General features: G+C 55.8%; 22 protein-coding genes and 1 pseudogene. 7 read left to right on the forward strand and 16 right to left on the reverse strand.

Features of this window, described 5'->3' with window-relative positions; translation table 11 throughout:
* Positions 1–89: 89 nt before the first annotated feature.
* The 4 genes from ACA373_RS09075 to ACA373_RS09090 all read right to left on the reverse strand — a co-directional run bounded on the left by ACA373_RS09075 (position 90) and on the right by ACA373_RS09090 (position 4,507).
* Positions 90–1,175 carry a DUF1176 domain-containing protein gene (locus tag ACA373_RS09075; RefSeq protein WP_253459437.1) on the reverse strand — a complete coding sequence of 362 codons (1,086 nt, stop codon included), beginning with the start codon at positions 1,173–1,175 and terminating at the stop codon, positions 90–92.
* 580 nt (positions 1,176–1,755) lie between these two features.
* A complete protein-coding gene (nudK, locus tag ACA373_RS09080; protein WP_369895784.1) occupies positions 1,756–2,337 on the reverse strand; it encodes a GDP-mannose pyrophosphatase NudK in 582 nt (193 codons plus the stop codon).
* Between the two features lie 116 nt (positions 2,338–2,453).
* The gene (gene ansP / locus ACA373_RS09085) at positions 2,454–3,923 is read right to left on the reverse strand and encodes an L-asparagine permease (RefSeq protein WP_253459433.1); all 1,470 of its coding nucleotides are present in this window, start codon (positions 3,921–3,923) and stop codon (positions 2,454–2,456) included.
* A gap of 311 nt (positions 3,924–4,234) precedes the next feature.
* Positions 4,235–4,507 carry a YdgH/BhsA/McbA-like domain containing protein gene (locus ACA373_RS09090; RefSeq protein ID WP_370734360.1) on the reverse strand — a complete coding sequence of 91 codons (273 nt, stop codon included), beginning with the start codon at positions 4,505–4,507 and terminating at the stop codon, positions 4,235–4,237.
* A 395-nt stretch (positions 4,508–4,902) separates the two neighbouring features.
* Between ACA373_RS09090 and ACA373_RS09095 the strand changes: the two genes are divergently transcribed.
* Together ACA373_RS09095 and acrD are read left to right on the forward strand one after the other, a co-directional pair.
* Entirely contained in the window at positions 4,903–6,417 is a 1,515-nt protein-coding gene (locus ACA373_RS09095; protein WP_253459431.1) for a type IV pili methyl-accepting chemotaxis transducer N-terminal domain-containing protein, read from the forward strand.
* Positions 6,418–6,597: 180 nt separating this feature from the next.
* Entirely contained in the window at positions 6,598–9,714 is a 3,117-nt protein-coding gene (acrD, locus tag ACA373_RS09100) for a multidrug efflux RND transporter permease AcrD (RefSeq protein ID WP_370734361.1), read from the forward strand.
* 94 nt (positions 9,715–9,808) lie between these two features.
* Here the strand turns inward: acrD and ypfM are convergent, their stop codons facing one another.
* Both ypfM and ACA373_RS09110 read right to left on the reverse strand, forming a co-directional pair.
* Positions 9,809–9,871: a protein YpfM gene (ypfM, locus tag ACA373_RS09105; protein WP_148101251.1), complete on the reverse strand. Its 63-nt coding sequence runs from the start codon at positions 9,869–9,871 to the stop codon at positions 9,809–9,811.
* A 420-nt stretch (positions 9,872–10,291) separates the two neighbouring features.
* On the reverse strand, positions 10,292–10,486 hold the full coding sequence (locus ACA373_RS09110; protein ID WP_125289573.1) for a hypothetical protein: 195 nt from the start codon (positions 10,484–10,486) through the stop codon (positions 10,292–10,294).
* 132 nt (positions 10,487–10,618) lie between these two features.
* On the opposite strand from ACA373_RS09110, the gene ACA373_RS09115 reads away from it, so the two are divergent.
* From ACA373_RS09115 to ACA373_RS09125, 3 genes are read left to right on the forward strand one after another with little or no spacing between them, the layout of a single operon-like run.
* The gene (locus tag ACA373_RS09115; RefSeq protein WP_253459427.1) at positions 10,619–10,978 is read left to right on the forward strand and encodes an ArsC family reductase; all 360 of its coding nucleotides are present in this window, start codon (positions 10,619–10,621) and stop codon (positions 10,976–10,978) included.
* A 2-nt stretch (positions 10,979–10,980) separates the two neighbouring features.
* The gene (gene dapE, locus ACA373_RS09120) at positions 10,981–12,108 is read left to right on the forward strand and encodes a succinyl-diaminopimelate desuccinylase (RefSeq protein WP_253459426.1); all 1,128 of its coding nucleotides are present in this window, start codon (positions 10,981–10,983) and stop codon (positions 12,106–12,108) included.
* A gap of 9 nt (positions 12,109–12,117) precedes the next feature.
* Positions 12,118–12,306 carry a YpfN family protein gene (locus ACA373_RS09125; RefSeq protein ID WP_253459424.1) on the forward strand — a complete coding sequence of 63 codons (189 nt, stop codon included), beginning with the start codon at positions 12,118–12,120 and terminating at the stop codon, positions 12,304–12,306.
* A 24-nt stretch (positions 12,307–12,330) separates the two neighbouring features.
* Here the strand turns inward: ACA373_RS09125 and ACA373_RS09130 are convergent, their stop codons facing one another.
* The 5 genes from ACA373_RS09130 to dapA all read right to left on the reverse strand — a co-directional run bounded on the left by ACA373_RS09130 (position 12,331) and on the right by dapA (position 18,187).
* Entirely contained in the window at positions 12,331–14,349 is a 2,019-nt protein-coding gene (locus ACA373_RS09130; protein ID WP_370734467.1) for a tRNA(Met) cytidine acetyltransferase TmcA, read from the reverse strand.
* Between the two features lies 1 nt (position 14,350).
* Positions 14,351–15,214, reverse strand: a complete 864-nt coding sequence (locus ACA373_RS09135; RefSeq protein ID WP_253459420.1) for a neutral zinc metallopeptidase — start codon at positions 15,212–15,214, stop codon at positions 14,351–14,353.
* A 169-nt stretch (positions 15,215–15,383) separates the two neighbouring features.
* The gene (gene purC / locus ACA373_RS09140; RefSeq protein WP_253459418.1) at positions 15,384–16,097 is read right to left on the reverse strand and encodes a phosphoribosylaminoimidazolesuccinocarboxamide synthase; all 714 of its coding nucleotides are present in this window, start codon (positions 16,095–16,097) and stop codon (positions 15,384–15,386) included.
* 164 nt (positions 16,098–16,261) lie between these two features.
* A complete protein-coding gene (bamC, locus tag ACA373_RS09145) occupies positions 16,262–17,293 on the reverse strand; it encodes an outer membrane protein assembly factor BamC (RefSeq protein WP_253459416.1) in 1,032 nt (343 codons plus the stop codon).
* A gap of 15 nt (positions 17,294–17,308) precedes the next feature.
* Positions 17,309–18,187 carry a 4-hydroxy-tetrahydrodipicolinate synthase gene (dapA, locus tag ACA373_RS09150; protein WP_125289566.1) on the reverse strand — a complete coding sequence of 293 codons (879 nt, stop codon included), beginning with the start codon at positions 18,185–18,187 and terminating at the stop codon, positions 17,309–17,311.
* Between the two features lie 158 nt (positions 18,188–18,345).
* Between dapA and ACA373_RS09155 the strand changes: the two genes are divergently transcribed.
* Positions 18,346–18,957, forward strand: a complete 612-nt coding sequence (locus ACA373_RS09155) for a glycine cleavage system transcriptional repressor (protein ID WP_370734362.1) — start codon at positions 18,346–18,348, stop codon at positions 18,955–18,957.
* Positions 18,917–19,390 (forward strand): thioredoxin-dependent thiol peroxidase, encoded by a 474-nt coding sequence (gene bcp / locus ACA373_RS09160; RefSeq protein WP_370734363.1) that lies wholly within the window; start codon positions 18,917–18,919, stop codon positions 19,388–19,390. Before ACA373_RS09155 ends, bcp begins: the two co-directional genes overlap by 41 nt.
* 62 nt (positions 19,391–19,452) lie before the next feature.
* Here the strand turns inward: bcp and ACA373_RS09165 are convergent, their stop codons facing one another.
* From ACA373_RS09165 to ACA373_RS09185, 5 genes and pseudogenes are all read right to left on the reverse strand, one after another.
* On the reverse strand, positions 19,453–19,935 hold the full coding sequence (locus tag ACA373_RS09165; protein WP_369895790.1) for a hypothetical protein: 483 nt from the start codon (positions 19,933–19,935) through the stop codon (positions 19,453–19,455).
* A 36-nt stretch (positions 19,936–19,971) separates the two neighbouring features.
* Positions 19,972–20,700, reverse strand: a pseudogene (locus ACA373_RS09170) (zeta toxin family protein).
* Between the two features lie 95 nt (positions 20,701–20,795).
* Positions 20,796–21,869 (reverse strand): AI-2E family transporter, encoded by a 1,074-nt coding sequence (locus ACA373_RS09175; protein ID WP_369895792.1) that lies wholly within the window; start codon positions 21,867–21,869, stop codon positions 20,796–20,798.
* A 79-nt stretch (positions 21,870–21,948) separates the two neighbouring features.
* The gene (locus tag ACA373_RS09180) at positions 21,949–23,547 is read right to left on the reverse strand and encodes a sensor domain-containing diguanylate cyclase (RefSeq protein WP_370734364.1); all 1,599 of its coding nucleotides are present in this window, start codon (positions 23,545–23,547) and stop codon (positions 21,949–21,951) included.
* A 236-nt stretch (positions 23,548–23,783) separates the two neighbouring features.
* On the reverse strand, positions 23,784–24,389 hold the full coding sequence (locus ACA373_RS09185; RefSeq protein ID WP_253459402.1) for a DsrE family protein: 606 nt from the start codon (positions 24,387–24,389) through the stop codon (positions 23,784–23,786).
* Positions 24,390–24,860 lie beyond the last annotated feature (471 nt).

The following is a 24,860-nucleotide window of genomic DNA, read 5'->3' on the forward strand; positions in this document are numbered from 1 at the left end:
GGCGCCTCACCGGGCTGGGGCGCCGTGAATCAGGTAAAAGCTTTGCGCTTTTCTACGCCGTTCAGGAAAGCATACTCAATGAAGCCTTTTCACTCCGTAGACGCCTGCTCTGGCGCAGGCGGCATATCCCTTTTGCTGGTCCAGAGCGTCGGCCAGTCGTCGCTGCCGTGCCAGGCATCGCAGGTTCCCTCTTCCGCATATTCCGTCAGCACAAACTCGCGCCCGTCATACTGCCAGCGGGTAGCCGTACCGCAGTCGCCAAGGCCTCTTCCTTTGCCAAACGTCAGCAGCTCGCCGCGGCTGGCATCATAATCGGCATTGATCAGCTCCAGCTTTTTTTCTCCATGACGCGGCGGCGTAAAAGGCAGCGTCAGGGTCAATCCTCTGGCCATATAGGGCTGGCTGCGGGTGACCTCGAAAGCAAGATCGATAACGTTATAGGCACCCATTTCACAGCTGACCAGCAACAGGGCTTTTTTATCGTTCAGCGGCGCGACGCTGACCTGGCGACGCTGAGGATCCAACGAGCAGCGATCGGTATTGACGCGCCAGGTGCCGTAATCCAGCAGGCCGGTAGTTTCTTCACGCGTCAGGGCGGGCGGCACCGGTTGCAGACGGGGAGCTTCGGGGAAATCGGGCGGTGGCGGCACGTCCATTGCCGGACGTTCACCCTTTTTAATCCAGGCGCTCATGCCGTTGACCCGCCCCTGGATATCATCCATCAGCAGCAGCGCCGCTTTCAGGCCGTGCAGCGAGATAGTGGCGCGCGGCCGATAAAGCAGCTGTAGATTATCAGCGTCCATCACCAGCGACAGAAACTCATTGATGGAGATAGCATGGCCGGTAGAAAGGTGATGCGGCTGAACCTCCCAATGTTTTAAATCGGGCTTCAGCCGCTGGCCGTCCAGCAGCAGATTGTCCTGCAAAGGCGCGCCGCTCAGCTTGCCGGTATAGCGACTGCCGTAATCAATACGCAGAAAGGGCCGATCGTTAACGCCGGCATGACGACTGATGGTCATCACCAGCCCGTTGACGCCCGGCACGCTCCGGGCCACGCAGTAGTTCTGGTTATTACAGGTTATCTGCCAGTCAGAAAAGGTTTTTTGCAGGGGTTCGGCATGCAGTCCGGCGGCAAAAAACAGCAGCGCCAAAGGTAACTTTATCCAATAATGCATCGATACCCGTATCCCCGAATGACAGTTAAGCAGTAAGCATAGCGTAGCGGTTACCGCTCGGCACAATTAAATCAGCCGCAGCGCATTAAAAGAATAATTACCCGCTTTAATTATATTGAACTTTATGTGCAGGCGGCTCAATCAGATAAATCGGACAAGGAAAAAAGCGCCGCAGGACCGTCAAAAAATCGCTTATTATCAGATGAAAATAAAGTTTTTTTGTTTAGAAAGGATTAAAACTGCGGTAATAGTGTGAGCTTCATCACCTTTTGCACCCGGCGCGGCAAAGCCTGTGCGGCGGCTGCAAGCTGTCCGAATAAGATTGTTAAGCCTGAAATTTCATCATATAAGCAGATAGTTCTGATGCCAGCCTGAATAGCCTGCTCAGAGGCACATGCAAAAAGTTTATTCTCCTCCCTGTTTAGCTTATATTTATGCCATCGTCTGCGAAGATATTAAATAAATAATTAACTGAAGTTAACCCGCAAAAACTAAGGTTAATATTTGCGGATTATTTTATTTATTGACCCGGACGCTCTTATCTTATTAAGACCAGCTGTTAATCATCAGTCCGTCATTTTTAACCCAGCGTTAACCAACCTTCAATCAGCGCATACTGGAGCAGCATCACCGTTTTAGCATCTTTAATCTGCCCTGTTTTCACCCTGCTCCAGGCATCGGCAAAGCTCAGCTCCATCACGTCAATATCTTCATCGTCAACGCCGCCGCCTGCCGTGGCCCGCAGCGAGTCGTTATACTCTGCGGCAAAAAAATGCAGCCGTTCGGTTACGCCTCCTGGCGACATATAAAGATCGTAAAGCTTGACCACTTCTCCCACTTCATAGCCGGTTTCTTCAACCGCTTCCTTACGGATACAGACTTCCGGCGAATCATCGTCCAGCAAGCCGGCGCAGGTTTCGATCAGCAGGCCGCTGTCGTTGCCGTTCAGCCAGGTGGCGATACGAAACTGACGGGTCAGGACCACGCTGTTTTTTTCACGGTTGTAAAGCAGGATGGTGGCGCCGTCGCCGCGATCGTAAACTTCGCGCTTATGACGCAGGGTTTCCCCATTTTTCGTCGTAAGGTCATAGGTGAAGTTGCGCAGCAGGAACCAATTTTCCGACAGGATTTTATCTTTGATCACTTCGACTTTGACTGACATACAGGCTCCGTTGCCTTTAGCGGAAGTGAGCCATCATAAGGCCTGCCCTGGGGGAAAACTATCAGCGGACATAAAAAAGGCGGCCACCGGGGCCGCCTTTTACTGCTGCTTCAGCTTCAGCGCGACGTCTCTTCCGCCACGTGATCGTGCTCGGTCTGCGCGATTTGGTTAGCGCGTTTACGCACGCCGAACCAGCCCAGCACCAGCACGACGGCGATCAGCGGCACGGCGGCGATAGTGTAGGTGCCGTTCGGGTAGTCAAACGCCATCAGCACCAGCACGCTGGCCAGGAACAGCAGCGTCAGCCAGGACGTAAACGGCGCCCACGGCAGCTTAAAGCTGACGTCTTCCGCGCGGCCTTCTTTAATCGCCTTACGCAGACGCATCTGGCAAACCACGATAAAGGCCCAGGAAGAGATAATCCCTAAGGAAGCGATATTCAGTACGATTTCGAACACGCGCGAAGGCACGATATAGTTCAGCCAGACGCCCACGATATAGACGGCTATGGTGACCAGGATGCCCATATAAGGCACCTGTTGACCGCTCATTTTAGAGAGGAACTTTGGTGCCGATCCGCCCATAGACATCGAGCGCAGAATACGGCCGGTAGAATAGAGGCCAGAGTTCAGGCTGGAGAGCGCTGCGCTGAGCACCACGATATTCATGATGCTGCCGATATAGGGCACGCCCAGCTTCGAGAAGAAGGTAACAAACGGGCTTTGACCCGCCTGATAGGCGTTCCACGGCAGCAGCAGCACCAGCAACACCACGGAGCCGACATAGAACAGGCCGATACGCCAGATCACGCTGTTGATCGCTTTCGGCAGCATGGTCTTCGGATCTTTACACTCTCCCGCCGCCGTGCCAACCAGCTCGATAGAGGCGAAGGCGAAAACGACGCCCTGCACCAGCACCAGCGCAGGCAGCAAACCGTGCGGGAAGAAGCCGCCGTTATCGGTAATCAAGTGGAAGCCGGTGGCGTTGCCGTCCAGCGGCTTGCCGCTGCCAAGAAACACCACGCCCACAATCAGGAAAAGCGCGATAGCCAGCACCTTCACCAGCGCAAACCAGAACTCCATTTCGGCAAACCATTTTACGCCGATCATGTTCATGGTACCGACGATAGCCAGCGCGCCCAGCGCGAATACCCACTGCGGCACATCACCAAACGCGCCCCAGTAGTGCATATAAAGCGCTACGGCGGTGATATCCACGATCCCGGTCATCGCCCAGTTAACAAAGTACATCCAGCCTGCAACGTACGAGGCTTTTTCGCCCAGGAATTCACGTGCGTAAGAAACGAAGCTGCCGCTGGAAGGACGATGTAAAACCAGCTCGCCCAACGCGCGGAGTATAAAGAAAGAGAAGATGCCGCATACCAGGTAGACGATAGCCAGCGCCGGACCGGCAATTTGCAATCGCGCGCCCGCACCCAGGAACAGGCCGGTACCAATAGCCCCGCCGATAGCAATCATCTGCACATGGCGATTGTCCATCGCTTTGTGATAGCCGGAATCATGAGAATTTAACCAACGTCTTCTTGCGGCGCGCTTGTCTGCTACCGCTTTTTTATCAGCTTTCATTTTCTTTCCTAATTATCCTGTCCACAGTGATACGGCTACCATTCCCGGGCGACCTGATTTCTGTTGCGCTAACCAAACGATTGCGTTGCCCGCAGGCGTTCGGGCGTTTTCCCCTCTTCCTGTAGTTATTGTGTTGACGGAAGCGGGAAAATCACGGCGATGCATCCTAACCGTTCTGTAAAGCCGACGCAAAAAATCTGTAGGCGAAATCGTGAGGTTTTGTGACTTCCATCAGAGGAGGCAAAAAAAAACCGACCGCTTAAGACGGTCGGTTCTCCAACAGGGAAAGGCTACATGGGACAGGACAGGTTCTAGCGGTAAATCTCGGCGTTGCCGCTCCACAGGCTGGAGTCGCCGGGGGTGTCGGCACGGATCACGCGATAGTGGCTGGCACCCATTTCTTCGGCTTTTTGCGCCAGCTGCGCGGTGGCGTCATCCAGCGAGCCGGTCACGCCGGTCACGGAAACCGTGCCCATTTGTTGCAGGTTTTGACTCTGTTCAGTGCTGACCTGGGTGGCGGCCAGCGTTGAAAATGAGGTGGCGGCCAGAATGGCAGCGGCAATCGTTGTAGGCAGTTTATTCATAGTTAGCTCCTTATCCGGATTAGCGGATAGCATGATTCGGGATACGGCGTTAACTATGACGGATGAGGTGCAAAGCAGGGTAAGCGCGCGGTAAAAGCGTTAAAGGAATGTGGGCGTGACAAACATTTATCCCAAGAAGCGTCAATAAAAGTTACTTTTTCTGCATGATGTAACTTTATATTAATGCGCAGCGTAATTTTATGACGACTTTTTAACTCTACCCGCCGCCGCGTCTGGCTTCAAGTGCGCGACCGCACACTTTTGATCTTTCGCAAAGCGCCGGCGTTCGTGCGCTGCACCGCGCGAGGAAAAGCTTATACTGCGGCAGGCCTTATCTGGCTGACGCTGGCCGATGACGCTATCCGCAGCGTTAACGCCCTTTACGGGAGCATTGCATGTTAAAACGTTCCGTTACCCGCAGCCTGGCTCGCGCGCTGTTCGCTATCGTGCTGCTGGCCGTGTGCTGTTCTTTTCTGGCGCTGCTGACGCTTTCAGCCAGCCTGCGCGATGCCGAGGCGCTCAATATGGCCGGTTCGCTGCGCATGCAGAGCTACCGCCTGGCGCTGGATGCCGCAACCCGCTCGCCCTCGCTGGACAGCGATATCCTCAGCTATCAGCAGTCGCTTCAGGCGCCGGTGCTGCTTTCGCTACAGCATGCCTGGGTGCCAAACAATGTTAAAGCGCGCTATCACGAAATGCTGACGGCCTGGCAAAAGCTACAGCCCGAGCTGACCAGGGACGATGGTCAGCGCTTCCGGCAGCATGTCTCGCACTATGTCGCGCAGATAGATCGATTTGTGCTTGCCCTGCAGCGCTGGGCGGAGCTGAAAATGAAACTGGTGGCAGGCGCCTGCCTGCTGGGCTTTATTGCCATTGCCCTGCTGGCGAAAGCCTTTGCCCGCATGTCGGGCGATTTAGAAAAACAGTATCTGTGGCTTGAACAGGCGGTCAAAGAGCGAACCGGCGATCTGCGCCAGGCGAATCGCCGCCTGAAACTGCTTTATCGCTGCTCCGAGATGCTGCGCGGACACGATAAGGCCTATGCGCAGGTGCTTGAGCTGGCGAAAGAGCATGAAAATCTGCCGATTATCGCTCTGGACGTGGCGCCTCGCTGGCAGCTGACCGCTGGCGAAGAGGATAAACGTCTCGCCTGGCACAGCCTGCCGCTGGAGCAGACGCAAGGCGGGGTGCTGCGCTGGCAGGCAAGTGACAGCGAACCCTCGCTGATGCAGGGGCTGGCGACGATGCTGGGCCGCTCGTTACAGCTGGACGACGCTGAAGAAAAAGGCCGCCATTTGCTGCTGATGGAAGAGCGCGCCACTATCGCCAGAGAGCTACACGATTCCCTGGCGCAGTCGCTGGTTTACCTGCGCATTCAGCTGGCACGGCTGAAGCGCGTGGTCGACAAAGAGACGCCGCCGGCAGCTATCGTCGGCGAAATCGACGTGGCGCTGGCCGAAGCCAATCGCCAGCTGCGCGAACTGCTGACCACTTTTCGCCTGTCGGTGGAGCCGGCCGACCTCACGACCGCGCTGGAACAGGTCGTCGCGCAGCTTAACCGGCAAACGGAAGCGGATATTAAGCTTATCAGCGAGGCGCGGCAGCAGCGTTTGAATGCGCAACAGCAGGTACACGTTTTACAAATCGTCCGGGAAGCGCTGCTCAACGCTCTCCGCCACGCGCGCGCCAGCGACATTGCGGTACGCGTTACGCAGTCGGCCGCCGATTTGCTGCATATTGAGGTCAGCGATAACGGCCAGGGATTTTGTCTGGCCGATGCCAAACCCGGCCACTACGGTTTGGCTATAATGCAGGAGCGCGCAAAAAGTCTGAACGCGCAGCTGGAAATTACCCCGCAAGCGCAAGGCGGCACGCGGGTGCTCCTCCGTTTTATACCGGACAAAAGCTAAGGCGCACGGCGCTGAAATTTTGCATGATAATTTACATTTTATCCTCATTTTCTCCACGATTCCGCCAGGGACGCCGGGTAAAGTGAAACGCTCTGCTTAAACGCTTTGTTACGGGCAGCGATGCATTCTGCACGGCGTCGCCCGGTCGTAACCTTTCCCGACGCTAGCCTGGAGCCGCTGATGGCGAATTTTTTTATCGATCGCCCCATATTTGCGTGGGTGATAGCAATTTTGCTGTGTCTGACCGGTACTCTGGCTATTTTTTCGCTGCCCGTAGAGCAATATCCGGCGCTGGCGCCGCCTAACGTCCGTATTACCGCTAACTATCCCGGCGCTTCCGCGCAGACGCTGGAAAATACGGTTACTCAGGTGATCGAGCAGAATATGACCGGCATCGATAACCTGATGTACATGTCTTCGCAAAGCAGCAATACCGGCCAGGCGACGATTACGCTGACTTTTGTTGCGGGCACCAATCCCGACGAGGCGCGCCAGCAGGTGCAAAACCAGCTGCAAACCGCGCTGCGCAAGCTGCCTCAGGCCGTGCAGTCTCAGGGGGTGACGGTAACCAAAACCGGTGACACCAATATTCTGATGGTGGCCTTCGTCTCTACCGACGGCAGCATGGACAAACAGGACATTGCGGATTACGTCGCCAGCAACGTGCAGGATCCGCTGAGCCGCATCGACGGCGTGGGCCAGGTAGACGCCTACGGCTCGCAATACGCCATGCGCATCTGGCTCGATCCTGACAAATTGATCAACTATGCGCTGACCACCTCCGATATCGTCAGCGCCATCGAATCGCAAAACAGCCAGGTTGCCGTGGGCCAGCTGGGCGGCCTGCCTTCCGTAGAACGCCAGGCGCTCAACGCTACTATTAACTCTCAGTCGTTACTGACCACGCCCGAGCAATTTCGTCAGATTACGCTGCGCGTTAATCAGGATGGTTCGGAGGTGCGGCTGGGCGACGTGGCGCAGGTGGCATTGGGCGCGGAAAAATATGACTATCTGAGCCAGTACAACGGCCAGGCCGCTTCGGGTCTGGGCGTAAAGCTGGCTTCGGGCGCGAACGAGCTGCAAACGGACAAGCTGGTCAGAGCGCGCATTGAAGAACTTTCCCACTATTTCCCGCCCGGCCTTAAGGCGGAAATCGCTTATGAAACCACGCCTTTCGTGGTCGCCTCTATTGAAGACGTGGTGAAAACGCTGCTGGAGGCCATCGTACTGGTGTTCGTGGTTATGTATCTGTTTTTGCAGAATTTTCGCGCCACGCTTATTCCCACCATCGCCGTGCCGGTGGTACTGCTTGGCACTTTTGCCATTCTCTCTGCCTGCGGATTCAGTATTAACACGCTGACGATGTTTGCGATGGTGTTGGCGATCGGCCTGCTGGTGGACGACGCGATTGTGGTGGTGGAAAACGTTGAACGCATAATGAGTGAGGAAGGCCTCTCGCCGCGCGAGGCCACGCGAAAGTCGATGGGGCAAATTCAGGGCGCGCTGGTGGGGATAGCGCTGGTGCTCTCCGCCGTTTTCGTGCCGATGGCCTTTTTTGGCGGCACCACCGGCGCCATTTACCGGCAGTTTTCCATCACTATCGTTTCCGCTATGGTGCTTTCCGTGCTGGTGGCGATGGTGCTGACGCCCGCCCTCTGCGCCACGCTGTTAAAACCGCTGCCGCCGGGCGCGCATCATGAACGGCGAGGATTCTTCGGCTGGTTTAACCGCACCTTTAACCGTAACGCAGACCGCTATAAGCGCGGCGTAGGGCGCATCGTAGCGAAAGCGGGACGCTGGCTGCTGCTTTATGTGCTGCTTATCGCCGGCATGGCGCTGCTGTTCCTGCATCTGCCGACCTCTTTTCTGCCGCTGGAAGATCGCGGCGTCTTTACCACTCAGGTGCAGCTACCGCCAGGCTCCACGCTGCAACAGACGAATAAAGTGGTGAATAGAGTTGAGCAATATTACCTGACCCGGGAAAAGGATAACGTGCTGTCGGTGTTTTCAACTATCGGCGCCGGGCCAGGCGGCAACGGACAGAACGTGGCGCGCATGTTTGTCCGGCTGAAAGACTGGCGGGATCGGCCGGGCAAGGACAACAGCTCGTTTGCCATTATTGAACGCGCAACCGTGGCTTTTAAATCAATCCGCGAGGGCCGCGTGATCGCCAGCAGCCCGCCCGCAATCACCGGCATGGGCAACTCGGCCGGCTTCGATATGGAATTGCAGGATCATGCCGGTCTGGGCCACGACGCGCTGATGCAGGCGCGCGATCGGCTGCTGGCGATGGCGGAGAGCGATCCGTCACTGGCTCGCGTGCGTCATAACGGCCTGGACGATACGCCGCAGCTGCGGATCGATATCGATCAGCACAAGGCGCAGGCGCTGGGCGTGTCGGTGGACGATATCAACGACACGCTCACCACCGGCTGGGGCTCGACCTATGTAAATGACTTTCTCGATCGCGGACGCGTAAAAAAAGTCTACGTGCAGGCGGCCGCGCCTTTCCGCATGCTGCCGGACGATATCAATAAATGGTACGTGCGCAACAGCAGCGGCGGCATGGTGCCCTTTTCCGCTTTCGCCAGCACCCGCTGGGAAACCGGCTCGCCGCGTCTGGAGCGCTATAACGGCTATTCATCGGTAGAGATCGTTGGCGAATCCGCTCAGGGCGTCAGCACCGGCACCGCGATGGACAGCATGGAGCAGCTGGTCAGCAAGCTGCCGACCGGTTTTGGCGTGCAGTGGACCGGCGCGTCGTTTCAGGAGCGGATGAGCGGCTCGCAGGCGCCCGCGCTCTATGCCATTTCTCTGCTGGTGGTTTTTCTCTGCCTGGCGGCGCTTTATGAAAGCTGGTCGGTGCCTTTCTCCGTGATGCTGGTCGTCCCGCTGGGCGTGGTGGGCGCGCTGGCGGCGACCTGGCTGCGCGGGCTGGAAAACGACGTCTATTTCCAGGTAGGGCTGCTGACGGTGATCGGGCTGTCGGCGAAAAACGCCATTCTTATCGTGGAGTTTGCTAACGAGATGAACAGTAACGGACGCGATTTGCTGGAGGCGACGCTGGAAGCCTCGCGTCAACGCCTGCGCCCTATTCTGATGACGTCGCTGGCCTTTATTTTTGGCGTGCTGCCGATGACTGTCGGCAACGGCGCAGGCTCCAGCAGCCAGCACGCGGTAGGCACGGGCGTGATGGGCGGGATGATCGCCGCCACCGTACTGGCGCTGTTCTTTGTGCCGATTTTCTTTGTGCTGGTGCGCCGACGCTTTCCGTTAAAAGAGAGGCCGATCGCATAAAAGAGCAAAGGCAGCCTGAAGGCTGCCTTTTTTAAATTCGGTTACTGAAGGTAAAGCTTGCCGGCGTGCTGCCGGATTTTTCTTTATGAATGTGTTACTTACGAGTCAACATCGTTTCGATGAAGTCTTTCCAGTTCCCCAGTTCTAAATCAATCATACATCACCTCTCTCGTTGTGTTGCGGTCATTATAGGATTATTCCTAAGGCGAAGTGAACAACTTTCGGCCATGAACAGGGGGTATAAAATTAAGAATTATCTTAAAACGTGCGGCCGCGCACATTTCTTATCGGTTGATTTTTAAGGGAATTAATAGCCTGCTTATCATCAGGGATCGGACGATCGGCTAACCGCTTGATTAGGCTAGTATGTTGGTAAAAGGCATTTGGCAAGACACAACCGGGCTTCAGATACGAAGCGCGCGGTAAGAGACATCAGGCACGAAGTTCAAGGTTTGAAATACGCAGTAAGAGACATCAGGCACAAAGTACGAGGTACGCGGTAAGAGACATCAGGCGAAGCACGAGGTATGAAGCACGGGAAATTTTTGAGGGGGCCTGAAGCCCCCTCGCGCATTTACTACTTCAGCACAATAATTTTGTCGTAGCCGCCGCTCTCGCTGTCTATATGGGTTTTGGCATCGGGATGCTCGGCCAGTACCGCTTCAACGATGTGATTAAACTCATCGCAGCGGGTCTCTTTTTTTCTGGCGATCACAATTGTCGATTTCGTCTCTTCAACCGTATGGGCGGAAGACGCTTCCATATAGTTCATATTATCCCTCCCTCTCCTCTGTTCCTGGGTTTATGCCGTCTTCCGTGCCTCGCAGGCGTATCCATTGTAAACTCAGCGCCTGAGCAGTATCGAATATAGATGAAGCCCACAGAAAATAGAAGGGAACCCGCCATGCTGACGATGTACGGCATTAAAAACTGCGACACCATCAAAAAGGCACGAAAGTACCTGGATGCTAACGGTGTAGCTTACCAGTTTCACGACTATCGCGCCGACGGGCTGGAGGCGGATTTGCTCCAGCGCTTCAGCGATACGCTGGGCTGGGAGGCGTTGCTGAACACGCGTGGAACCACCTGGCGCAAACTGGATGAAGCGACGCGCAGCGCGGTAGACAACGCGGCGGCCGCGCAGCAGCTTATGCTGGCACAGCCGGCGATGATTAAACGCCCATTGCTCTGCCGGGCCGACGGCTCTATGCTGCTGGGTTTTAACGAAACCGCTTACGCATCTTTTATCGTGGAGAAGTCCTGATTATGTATTGTCCGGTCATTGAGCTGACGCAGCAGCTTATTCGTCGCCCTTCCCTCAGCCCGGATGATGCCGGTTGCCAGGCTGTGATGATCGAGCGCCTTAAGGCGCTGGGCTTTACCGTTGAATTAATGAATATTGGCGATACGCAAAATTTCTGGGCATGGCGCGGCGAAGGCGAAACGCTGGCCTTTGCCGGGCATACCGACGTGGTGCCCGCAGGTGATGCCAACCGCTGGATCAACCCGCCGTTTGAACCCGCCATCCGCGACGGCATGCTGTTTGGACGCGGCGCGGCGGATATGAAAGGCTCGCTGGCCGCCATGGTTGTCGCCGCCGAGCGTTTTGTCGCCGCCCATCCGCACCACAAGGGCCGCCTGGCCTTTCTGATTACCTCCGATGAAGAAGCCAGCGCCGTAAACGGCACGGTCAAAGTTGTCGAGACGCTGATGGCGCGCAACGAGCGCCTGGACTACTGCCTGGTCGGCGAGCCTTCCAGCACGGAAATCGTGGGCGACGTGGTGAAAAACGGCCGTCGCGGTTCGATGACCGCCAACCTGACCATTCATGGCGTACAGGGCCACGTCGCTTATCCGCACCTCGCTGATAATCCGGTACATCGCGCGCTGCCTGCGCTGAACGAGCTGACGGCGACAGAATGGGATCGGGGCAACGAGTTTTTCCCGCCGACCAGCATGCAGATTGCCAATGTCCAGGCCGGAACCGGCAGCAACAACGTGATCCCCGGCGAGTTTTTCGTGCAGTTTAATTTCCGTTTCAGCACCGAGCTGACCGACGCGCTGATCAAAGAGCGCGTACAGGCGCTGCTGGATCGGCATCAGCTGCGCTATACGCTTGACTGGGTGGTTTCCGGCCAGCCTTTTTTAACCTCTACCGGCAAACTGGTCGAGGCGGTGGTAAACGCCGTTGAGCACTATAATGAGATCAAGCCGCAGCTGCTGACGACCGGCGGCACGTCCGACGGCCGCTTTATTGCCCGTATGGGCGCGCAGGTTGTGGAGTTAGGGCCGGTCAACGCCACCATTCACAAAATAAATGAGTGCGTTAAGGCTGCCGACCTCCAGCTGCTGAGTCGGATGTATCAGCGCATTATGGAACAATTGATAGCGTAAGGATCAAATATGGAATGGCTGAAAGAGTACTGGTGGTTGCTGGGGATTGTGCTGATGGTGGGCATTCTGATGAATGTGTATAAAGACCTGAAGCGTATCGACCATAAAAAATATATGGATAACCGCCCGGATTTGCCGCCGCATCGCGATTTTAACGATAAATGGGACGATGAAGACGACTGGCCGAAGAAGAAGTAAACGACAGGGGCGATGGCCCCTGTTTTAATTTATGTCCGACTGCCCTGTCTTCATTATCTTTAGCCGCCATGTTTCTGCCCGCTCATTATCCAGCGCTGTCAGCGCCCGTTCCGCCTCCTGCCGCCAGCCGTTCAGCAACGCCTTACGCCCCGACAGCCCCGACAGTTTGACCAGCTCTGCCTGAGCCAGCCCTTCCGTCAGCGCGCCCTGTAATAACGGCAGCGGCTGCGGGGCGTTTTCCAGCAGTCGGCCCAGCGCACCGATAGCGGCCTCGAACGAGCGCTGCGCCCACGCAAAGCCCGCCAGCTCGCGCCAGTCGTCCTCATCCAGGCCAGTGGCCTCAACGTTCGGGAAAGTCAGATCGACGTCATGAAGAAAAGGACGCAGCCAGCGCCAGTCGCGCGCCAGCCGACGCTCCGCCCTGTCGGCCAGCGCCCTTCCCCGTTCGCTCAGCGGCAGAATCGCCATCGCGGTGTGGCAGCCGCTGCTCGCTTCCGTTCGCGTGCCCACCCGCGCCAGCCGGAACCCGCAGGCCTGCCAGAAACGCCATAGCGAAGGCGTATAGCCAAAACTCACCGAGAAAAAGTCCAGCCCTTCCGCCTGACTGACGCTGTGCCGCACCATCTCCCTGCCGACACCCTGCCGCCGCAGCGCGGGCATGATGGCGATGCGGCTGATACGGCGTGAGCGCATCTGCGCCGCTTCCGGCCAGCCGCCGTGGGCCGCCAGCGACTGCGCCACCAGGTTGCCTGGCGGACGACGCAGTCCCGCCCACACGGCCTGCGCCAGCTCCGCCGTTAATCCGCCTTCCTCCACCAGCCAGAGCGCGCCCTGAACTTTGTCCGCCTGCAGCGCGGCGCTGAAGCGCATGCCCGGCGCGTCCATCATGCGCCGAAGATCGATCGGCGAAGTGCGGTAGTGCGCGCTGGCGAGCAGCTGATAAATCGCCTCCAGCACCGCCGGGTTTTCCTGCCATTCCGCCTGCTGCGGAAAACAAAAGCGCACCGGCGCGCTGACAATTTCAGGCTCCGCTTCGCTGAACAGCAGGGCGCGATCGATAAACTGCTCAAGCGGATCGTGCGCCGACCAGCGCAAAGGCTGGTCAAGTCGGCACAGCGTAGCGTTGGGCAGGCTGTCGCAGAACTTCAGCATAAAGCCGCGCCCCGTCCCTTCATAACCCTGCAAGGTGGTGGTTAACAGCGTGCGCGGAAAAAGCCTGACCAGCTGCTCAAGCATCGGCGCGGGGATCGCTGCCGCTTCGTCAATCAGCAGCCAGTCAACATCCCGGGGACACGCCGCCGGGTCGAGCGCCAGCAGCCTGTCCGGCGCGATAAAATCAAAAGCGTCGCCCGCGTAGGTTGCCAGCACGTCGGTGGCGGCTTTCGCGGGGGCGGAGATAAGCGCACGGCCGGGCCAGCGGGCGGCAAGCAACCCGGCAAGCGCGGATTTGCCTCGTCCTCGCGGCGCGGTGACCACGTAGATACCCGGTTTCGCCATCAGCAATTGCTCCAACAGAGCCTGCTGCTGACCGTCGTCATCGGGCTGCCAGTCTGGCGCGAACGGCGGCGCAGGCAAAACGGGCGCCTGATGCTGGCAAAACCGCGCGGCCTGTGGATCGGCCAGCAGCAGCTTTTGCAGACGGGAGACAAAATTAGGCGTGGCGAGCGGCGTAGCGGTATCTCCCCAGCGCAGCGAATCTTTATCGGGTTGCGTTGGCCAGCCGGCCCATTCCGGCACCAGCATCAGCAGCCAGCTTCCCGCTTTCAGCGTGCCCGCCAGCACCGCCAGCGCCTCGGCGTTGAAGCCGTGACGCGCGTCAAACACGGCGTGCAGAAACTCCTGCCCCAGCAGCGTCCGCACCGCTTCGGGCGCGCAATGCAGCGGGCTTTGCGGCGCATCGCCAAGCCACAGCCAGTCGCCGGGCAGCAGCGATAGCCACTGCTGCGCCTGCTGCTGGCACCACTCCGCCTCGCCGCTGATAACCATCAGCCTGCGCATTCCCTGCCGCTGTAGCTGTTCCGTTTGCGTAATGACGTCGCGCAGATCAGCCACTGAAAGTGTCACACTGGCCAGGATTGCCGCTGTCGAACCCTTTTTTAAACCAGCTGTAGCGCTGCTCCGAGGTGCCGTGGGTGAAACTGTCCGGCACTACGCGTCCCTGGCTTTTCTGTTGCAGACGATCGTCCCCGATCGCTTCGGCGGCGTTCAGCGCCTCCTGCAAATCGCCCGGCTCCAGCACGTTTTCCTGCTGCATGTAGTGGCCCCAAACGCCGGCAAAGCAGTCGGCCTGTAGCTCCAGCTTCACGGAAAGCTGGTTCGCCTGCTTTTGGCCGCCCTGCTGCTGCAGCTGACGCACCTTAGGTTCAATACCAAGAAGATGCTGCACGTGGTGTCCGACCTCGTGCGCGACCACGTAGCCCTGCGCAAAGTCGCCATCGGCGCCAAGCTTGTTTTTCATTTCATCATAGAACGACAGATCGATGTAGACGGTGCTGTCGGTCGGGCAGTAGAACGGCCCCATCACGGACTGTCCCGTGCCGCAGCCGGTACGGGTTGCACCGCGATACATCACCAGCTTGGGTGGCGTATAGGTTTTGCCCATTTTCTCGAAGATTTTTTGCCAGGTGTCTTCCGTGGTGGCCAGCATCACCGAGGTGAATTTCGCCGCCTCATCCTGCTGCGGCGTGCTTCGCTGCTGCTGCTGTTGTGAAGAGAGCGAGGTCGACTCGCCGGTCAATAAAGGCGTTAAATCGTAGCCGTAGTAGCCCGCAATCATCACGACGATCAGCAGAATAATGCCGCCTTTGCCGCGCGGAATACGCATCCGTCCCGCGCCCATTGAGTTACCACCGGATTCATTACGGCGATCTTCCACGTTATCGCTCTCACGGCGCCCTTGCCAACGCATACACTACCTCGGATTATGAACTGTTGGAGTGATTTTAGTCGCGCATAGCCGCTAACACCAGCCTTGCGGCGGCTGCCGGGCCGGAACGGAAAGGTATTTCAGAATAGAGGTAGATTAGCGGAGCAGGTAAGAGAAAAGCGGCCGTGGCGACACCCACGGCCGGGGGAAATCAGTCCAGCTTCACGCCCAGACGATTCGCCACTTCTTCATAGGCTTCAATCAGACCGCCCAGACTCTGGCGATAGCGATCTTTATCCATTTTATTCAGCGTCTCTTTGTCCCACAGGCGCGCGCCATCCGGGGAAAACTCATCGCCCAGCGTGACTTCGCCGTGGAACAGGCCGAACTCGAGCTTGAAGTCCACCAGGATCAGACCGGCATCGGAGAAAAGCTGGCTCAGCACGTCGTTGGCTTTGTAGGTCAGCTCGCGCATACGCGCCAGGTTCTCTTTGCTCACCCAGCCAAAGGTTTCACAGTAGGATTCGTTGATCATGGGATCGTGACGCGCATCGTCTTTTAAAAACAGATCGAACAGCGGCGGGTTCAGGATGGTGCCCTCTTCCACGCCCAGGCGCTTCACCAGCGACCCTGCCGCGCGGTTGCGCACTACACACTCCACCGGCACCATTTCCAGCTTTTTGACCAGCGCTTCATTGTCCGACAGCAGCGCTTCCATCTGGGTAGGGATGCCCGCTTCCGCCAGCTTGCTCATGATAAAGTGATTAAATTTATTGTTAATCATTCCTTTGCGGTCAAACTGTTCGATGCGCTCACCGTCCAGGGCTGATGTATCGTTGCGGAATTCGAGTATCAGCAGATCCGGATTTTCGGTGCTGTAAACGGTTTTCGCTTTGCCGCGATACAACTCAGCTTGCTTTTTCATCTCTTTACTCCAAACGTGAAATGCCCGGTGCTTTGCGCCTGCGAACAGGCCGAAACCGGTCGGGTATGAACTGTTGCGTCCATTGTATGATCGGACGCGAAAAAACCGAAGCAATCGATTACGCGGCAGCAAATAAAAAAGGCCGACGCGCGTCGGCCTTTCGATTATTTGTTAAATGCCGCCTGGAACACGGCGACCAGCGCATCGTTTTGCGACTGGGTCAGCGCATGGCCTTTTGGATCCAGGAACTGCAGGCTGCTGCGGTTATCCAGATCGCCGACCTGTAGCTTATAGTTGCCGTCGGTCAGCTCAGGATCTTTCGCGCCAATGCTGTCCCAGGTCTCGCTGGACGGGGCGCTGTAGGTCACGTTCAGGCTGCCCTGCGGACGGTTGCGGTCGGTGATCTTCATGCCCACGCGCTCCAGCGCGGTCGGCAGACGCTCCCAGACCAGGTTAAACGGCGCGCGCACCACCAGCGTAGGCAGGCCGGTATCGTCCGCGCCGCTCTGCACGTTGATTTGCGCAGTGCTGCCTTTAACCGCCGCGTCGTCGCGAGTCGTGGCGATTTTATCCAGGCCAGCGCTCAGCTCGTTCAGCATCTGCGCGGTGTAGCGCTGCAGCTGGACGGGTGAAGTAACGGCTTTACCTTCCTGCTCCAGCTCCAGCAGCTTCACGCTCAGCGCCTGCTGATAGCCCTGCTGCTGCACGGCTATCTGGTAGCGGCCGCGATACTGATGATCTTCATCAGCGCGGTTCCACTGCACCCAGTCGGTGGTCAGCGTCTGGCTGCCGTCGGTGCGGCTGGCAATCGGATAGTTGCGCGTCTGCACTACCGTCACAACCTGCGGCCACAGCGCGCCGCTGGCGTTATCGATTAGCAGCACGCCGGAGTTGCCGGCAAACTGAGTGCGGGCGCCGTTGATCAGCGCCAGCGGCTGGGCCGGTGGACGGATATCCAGCTGCTTGCCGACGGCGCCTTTCGCGCTGGCGGAAGGGATATCAAAATCACCGTTTTGCAGCGGCAGGATCATTCCTGCTGGCGCGTGCAGCTCGTTGATATCCGCAGCTTTGAGGTAAGATTCGTCGCCGCTGACCTGGCGCTTGTAGCGCTGATCGCTCGAACATGCCGCCAACAACATCACCAGCGACAGGCCAACCACTTTTGCGATTGCCGACTTTTGTACTGAGTAAGCCATTACTTCTCCCTAAATTTACAGCAGGCCTGCGTCTTTCAGTGCCTGCTCAACAACCGGACGACCGGCATCAGTCATCGGCGTCATTGGTAGACGCAGCGTATCGGTTGCAATTAATCCTAATTTTTTAGCAGCCCATTTTACCGGGACAGGATTAGGCTCAATAAATAGCTTCTGATGCAGAGGCATCAGACGCTGGTTAAGGCGGCGCGCTTCCCGGAAGTTGCCCTGCTGCGCAAGCGCGCAGAGCTCCGCCATTTCGCGCGCGGCGATGTTGGCCGTTACGGAGATAACGCCCCTGCCGCCCAGCTGCATAAAGTCGAGGGCAGAAAGGTCGTCGCCGCTGACCAGCACGAAATCGTCATCGACCAGCTCTTGGATCTGGCTAACCCGCGATAAGTTCCCGGTCGCCTCTTTGATTCCGATAATATTTTTGATCTTCGCCAGACGGCCTACGGTTTCCGGCAGCATATCGCAACCGGTACGCGACGGCACATTGTAGAGCATTTGCGGAAGATCGGTGCTTTCGGCGATGGCTTTAAAGTGCTGGTACAACCCTTCCTGGGTTGGACGATTGTAGTATGGGGTGACGGTAAGGCAGCCTACCACGCCGCTGTTTTCAAAACGATGCGTCAGCGCGATGCCTTCTGCCGTGGCGTTGGCGCCGGTACCGGCAATGATGGGAATGCGCCCGTCGGCCAGCTCCAGCGTCAGCATGACCACGTCACCATGCTCGTCGTGGCTTAATGTTGCCGATTCGCCCGTTGTTCCTACGGAGACAATTGCCGCTGTTCCGCTGGCAACATGATAATCAATCAGTTTTTTCAGACTTGCGCGACAGACGGACCCTTTGTCGTCCATCGGCGTAACGAGCGCAACAATACTTCCCGTAAACATTAGCCATCCCCTCCACAAACAAGTGCTTCATGGTACGTTTGACGGCCCACGAAAAGCAAGCGGGCAAGCCTGCCAGGCCCCTTGGCACAGGGTATTTTTTATGTTTACCTAAGAGTTATCACAATTGCTAATCACTGAGACGTACAGGAAGCATTATTTTGCCGCAGTCAGAGCAACATCACCTGGTTATTACCGCCGTGGGCGTCGACCGACCGGGGATTGTTAATACCATTACCCGCCACGTCAGCAGCTGCGATTGCAATATCGAAGACAGCCGCCTGGCCATATTGGGTGATGAATTCACTTTTATTATGCTGCTTTCAGGAAGCTGGAACGCTATCGCGCTGATTGAATCGACGCTGCCGCTGAAAGGCGCCGAGCTGGAGCTGCTGATCGTGATGAAGCGCACCACCTTTCGCGAAAGGCCGCCTATGCCCGCTACCGTCTGGGTGCAGATTGAAGTCACCGACTCCGCGCATATTATCGAACGCTTTACCGATCTCTTTGATTCCCATCAGATGCATATTGCTGAACTGGTCTCACGCACGCAACCTGCGGCAGAAAATCAGCCGTCCTTGCTCTATATTCAAATTACCGCGCACAGTCCTGCCAGCCAGGATGCTGCCATTATTGAGCAGGCGTTTAACAGCCTCTGTACAGAGTTAAGTGCACAAGGCACTATTAGCGTCGTCCAGTATCCACAGCATGATGAAAAAACGGAGAATAGTGATGAATCCACTGAAAGCCGGCGATCCCGCACCCGTCTTTAGCTTGCCCGACCAGGATGGCGAGCAGGTAAACCTGACCGACTTCCAGGGACAGCGCGTTCTGGTCTATTTTTACCCAAAAGCCATGACGCCGGGCTGCACCGTACAGGCGTGCGGTCTGCGCGACAGCATGGACGAGCTGAAAAAAGCGGGCGTGGAAGTGCTGGGCATCAGCACCGATAAACCGGAAAAACTCTCGCGTTTTGTCGAGAAGGAGCTGCTGAACTTCACGCTGCTGTCGGATGAAAATCATCAGGTTTGCGAGCAGTTCGGCATCTGGGGCGAGAAAACCTTTATGGGCAAAACCTATGACGGCATCCACCGCATCAGCTTCCTGATTGGTACCGACGGCAAAATCGAAAAAGTGTTTGATGATTTCAAAACCAGCAACCACCACGATATCGTGATGGACTATTTGCAATCGGCTCAGGCCTGACTGACAAAAAACCCCGCTTATGCGGGGTTTTATCGTAATAAAACTGTCGTTTACATCTTTGCTTATTTACTCAACTTTTTTAAGCCTGCAGCCGGATTACGCGCGGCTCTTTTTAAACCTGGCAGGCGAGCGGAAGACACCCTGAACACCGTAATATTCTTATCTGCATCTTCAAGAATTTGTACAGAGGCACCTTTATAAGCCAGCGTGTAAATTTTTCCCTCAACCGGTAGCGCAGCCTGTTTCATAAACTTCGGATTTAACTTTTTGGCGCGCTGCCTGGCTCCGAAAGATGCTCTTCTGTAAAACGCACTGGAATAGGCTTCTGCCAGGTGCTTTTCGCGATCGGTAAGTTCTTTAATGCTTGCCTGCAAAAACTTTTCCGAGGTTAGTTCTTTTGCGCTTTCATACTGATCAATAGCATCTAGCTGAAGCCGAGTGGAACGCTCGGCCACCTTCGTCATCATCTGTTCGACCTCGGGTGATACGCGATCGGCAAACAGATCCAAGGGATCGATTTTATCTTTAACCATCGTCTGCGCCATGTTAGCCCCCTTCGTTCATTTGCTGCTGCTGATTAATCATACCACAAAATCCTCTAAATCTTCCCTGCTGTACATCATTGGCGCTACCATGTCCAGCATGGTCACGTTAGCGTTTTGAGTAACTTTTTTATATAAAATCAGGTCCCTGATCGGTTTATCACGCTCTTCCAGATCTACCCATTTATGCAATATCGTAAGTCGAACATTTTTCGCGGATTCATGTTGCAATAACTTGACTAATACTTCCCGAACAAGGAATACATTACGCTTAAAAGTCTCAGGTAAAATTTTTCGCGTGCGGGTTTTTACAAATCGCCATGCTATGTATGGGTCTAAAGACACATGATAAACCATTATTTTATAGCCAAAGCCCGATGCCTTAAGAAGATTCCTCATGGCCACGTCAAAATTAATAAGATTTGTGTCTAATATGATGTTGAGCTTATTTTTTACCGCATTTTCATAAACATGACTCAACAGAGCAGTACAAGCCCCCTGAAAAAGATGTGAATTATCACCGTTGTATTCTTTAAATAAAGGGCGATAACTATCCGGGTCTATGCTGTTTATGTTTCTTAATTCTTACATAAGCTCTTGTACTACTTCTGTTTTCCCCGCCCCAGGCGCTCCCGACATCATAATCAAGACAGGCTTTTCATTCGCTACAATATCTTTTGAGAAGTCCAAATAAACAGCTTTTTTTAGCGTTTTTGCCTCCGCTTTTGCTCGGTTTGCTATGGCTACTTCTTCAGCATTTAGCTCCATCTGGTTTGCTCCGACCTCAAAAGAAAAGCGTGTAGTAAAAGTTGCTCACTAATCCAGCACGTACGTTGTAAATTACACAACTGCTGATATTTAAATCAATCTTTTTTATTATAAGCGTCGCCATATTCATCAGGCCAGGCATGAAGCACCGCTTTCACCAGCGAGGCCAGCGGAATAGCGAAAAATACGCCCCAGAAGCCCCACAGGCCGCCAAAGATAACCACCGACAGAATAATTACCAGCGGATGCAGATTCACCGCTTCGGAAAACAGCACCGGCACCAGAATATTGCCGTCCAGACCCTGAATAATCAGATAAACGATAATCATCGTCCAGAAATCGCCGCCCAGCCCCCACTGCGCCAGGCCTACGCCAATAACCGGCACGGTCACGGCCAGCGCGCCTATGTAAGGGATCAGTACCGACACGCCAACCAGCACCGCCAGCAGCAGCGCGTAGTTCATGCCGATAGCCAGAAAACCGATCCAGCTCGCCACGCCGACCACCACCATTTCCAGCACTTTGCCGCGAATATAGTTGGAAACCTGCTGATTCATCTCCAGCCAGACCTGTCCGGCCAGGCCGCGATTACGCGGTAAAATGCGGCCGATCGCCGCCAGCATCTGCTCTTTATCCTTAAGCAGGAAGAACACCATCAGAGGCACCAGCACCAGGTAAATCGCCAGCGTCATCAGGCCCACCAACGAAGCCAGAGAATAGCGCAGCAGCTGATCGCCGATACCGCTCAGCCTGGCGCGCAGGTTTTCCACCACGATATCGACCAGCCCGACATCTATCAGCGCCGGGAAACGCTCCGGCAGACGCGTGGCAAAGTGATACAGGCTGGTTAGCATCGTAGGCAGCTCGTGCGCTAAATTGATGCCCTGTTGCCAGGCGACGGGCGCCACGACCAGGATCAGCACCAGCACAATAGTGGCGAAGAAAATCAGTACGATAGTAGTGGCCCAGGCGCGCGAGCAGCCAAGCCGTTCCAGACGTACCGTCGGCCACTCCAGCAGATAAGCAACAACCAGCGCCACCAGCAGCGGCGCCAGCAGGCCGTTAAAGAAGAAAAGGATGCCGAAAGCGGCAAGCAGTATCGCCAGCAGCGCGATAGCCTGGGGATCGCTAAAGCGCCGGCGATACCACTGTAGTAGAAGATCCAGCATGGAAAAGTCCTGGCTTACTGAAGGAAGCCGCAGAGTCTACCTGAAAAAATGGCTGGCCGCGCGGCTTCCAGCGCCGGCCTCAGCCATACTGACGGTAAATCTCCTGCGCCGTTTCCTGCCATTGCCCGCTCACCACCACGCGGTTGCGTCCGGCATGTTTGGCGCTGTAGAGGGCGTCGTCCGCCTGTTTAAATACCTGCTCCAGCGGCATCTCGTCCGCGTTCCACAGCGCTACGCCAATCGACAGCGTCACGCATCCCACCGGGGCCAGCACCAGCTGTTCAATTTTTTTACGCACGCGCTCGGCAATTACCGCCGCCATTTCCCGGTCCGCGCCCGGCAGGATCATCAAAAACTCTTCGCCGCCGTTGCGGCATACCACATCGGTCTGGCGCGAGCTTTTGCTCAGCTCCTGCGCCACGCTTTTAATCACGCTGTCGCCCACGTCGTGGCCCCAGCCGTCGTTGACGCGTTTAAAGTGATCGATATCCAGCGCCAGCACGGCAAAAGGCTGGCGCGTGGCGTAAAAATACTCCAGCACGGCGTGCAGGCCGCGACGGTTCAGCAAGGAGGTCATAGGATCGGTCTGCACCTCAAACTTCAGGCGACCAATTTTATCCTGCAGCAGGCCGAGGCCGGTGAGCATTGCCCGCTTGATCTGCGCCGCTTCGTAATACCAGGAGCGGATGGCGCCAATCTCCGTAGACGCGCCGGGCGCATCCATCTGGCTGGCGTTGTCCGCCAGCTGCCCCAGCGGCCGCGCGATCAGCCAGGCAAACAGCCAGGCTAACGCCAGCGTCAACAGCGCCAGCGGAACGGCGCGCTGCACCACCTGCAGCATCATGCTGGTAAGCGGCGTCAGCGTGGTGGGCGTCGGCTTCATCGCCACAATCATCCAGCCGGGCGTGGCAACCATTGCGTAGCCCGCCAGCATCGGCTCGCCGTTTTGCTTCGACACCTGCTGAGAGCCGTTATCCTGTTTCATCTCGTCGCTAATCAGCGGCGCGATTTTCTGCCCGATTAACGTGCCGTTTTGGTGATACAGCACGCGGTTGCCGCTGTCGACCACGTAAAGAGAAGAGCCGTCACGGTAGAACTGCTCGCCCAGTAGCTCGTTGAGAATACTCTTTTTCTTCAGGTAGATGGTGCCGCCAACAAAACCCAGATAGACGCCGTTGGGCGACCAGATAGGATAGGAGACGAACACCATTAAATTATTGGCGACCGACAGCGAAGGCTGGCTGACCAGCGGTTTACGCTCTTTCAGCGCCTGTCGGGTAACCGGCGTGGTCAGATGCACGCCTTTGAGCATCAGCGAGTCGGGAGAGATGGCTTTTACCCAGCCGTTGGCATCGATAATCACCGCCGAGTTAAAACTGTTGGTCTGCTCGCGCAGGCGCATGACTTCACGCTGCATCAGCGCGTCATCATTGCCGCCCTGTCCCAGCGTTTTGGCACTGAAAGCCAGCTGCGATTCCGCCAGCTGAAAAAACATTTCCGTGGTAGAGGCGAGCTTGGTCGCATAAACCCGGTTGGATTCCAGCGTATTTTCGATCAGCACTTCCCGCTGCACTTGCCGGGTGGCGTACAAAGAGTTGGCCAACGTGATGGCAATGCTGGCGAAGGCCAGCAGCATAATCAGCGTGCGCAAATCCAGCTTCAGACGAGGAAGCCTCATAGATTAGCCCCGAGGAAACATTTCATAGATGTCGCTTCTTTTTTTTAATTTGGTTTGGTAACGCGTCATGCCCTGGTGAAGCATGGAGTCATACAAGGAGTATCGTCAGCATTAGGAATAATCTTAGAGATTTTAACTCAATTTTTTGCAGATGGGCAGAGGTAACTGATAAGAAGGCGAATTCAGGCGACAGCGGGGGTAGCGTCCCGCACCGATAACGGGCGGGACAAAGATGGCTACATAGCGAGGAAAGCGTAACCCTGGTTTTCCAGCGTGGCGACCGTGGTCGGGCTGGAAAGTGCATGGGTAACGGAGGTATCAATCCACTCATGCTTAAAGTGATGGAAAGCCACTGACTGATCGCAGACGGAGACGTCCACGCCTTTAGCGCGCAGTTCGCTAATCAGCTTCAGATTAGGGTTATCCACGCCGAAGACTTTTTTATATTCCGCGTTATTTAACATTGCTGGCGTACCGTCGCCGGTCACCGAGACCACAAATTTAAGCTGCTCCTGCGGCACCCCGGAAGCAATATATAAATTCACCACGCGGGCAACGCGCTCCAGGCCAAGGTTAGGGACTTTAGGGCCATTTTCCGCTTTGGTTATCTGGAACACGACTTTATTGCTGTCGCCCACGGCCGGCTTATAAGCCGCATCCGCCTCATAATGAATTTTGCCGTAGCCATCGATAGCCGGCGTGCTCCAGAAGCCGTCAGGATCGTTATCCTGAACGCCGAAGTGCTGGCTGATTTTCTCTGCAATAGCCGGGGCGGAAGAGAAGCTGGCGCCAATAAAACCGGCCACGGCAGCGATTAAAACGTAAGACACAACAGGACGCATAGTATGCTCTCCAGAAAGCGTAACGAATCGGAAACGGAACAGAGGGAAGTGAAGTTATCGTGTAAATCTGACGCAAAGATTGAGTAAATTATTTCTTGCTGTAAATAAGCGCTACTCTGCTTTTATAAGTGCGGCACTGCTCGTCGGTTTTATTTATCTGTTTTATTTAAAAGCGAGATATATTTTTAATCAGAAAAAAGTGCCAGCGTATAAAAGCATTTCCTCCTCAACGCTTTTTATTATTCCTGCTGAGTCAGCCATGGTTCTTTGGCTAAGCAAAAAATTCTGATAAAGCCTGGAGCGGGATTATAAAGATAAACGCAAGGAAGGCCTGTGCAAGAGACGGCGAGAAGGATCGGTTTACAGCCATTTTTAGGAGTAAACCTAAACAATTTTCGTGCCATATTCAATTTTACTGAATAAATTTACCTGAATTTACTTAATAATCCGCTTTCCTGCCCCTGTGTGCCA

Origin of the sequence: Erwinia sp. STN24 (assembly GCF_041320675.1) — a bacterium.
In the GTDB taxonomy this organism is placed as follows: Bacteria; Pseudomonadota; Gammaproteobacteria; order Enterobacterales; family Enterobacteriaceae; genus Erwinia; species Erwinia aeris.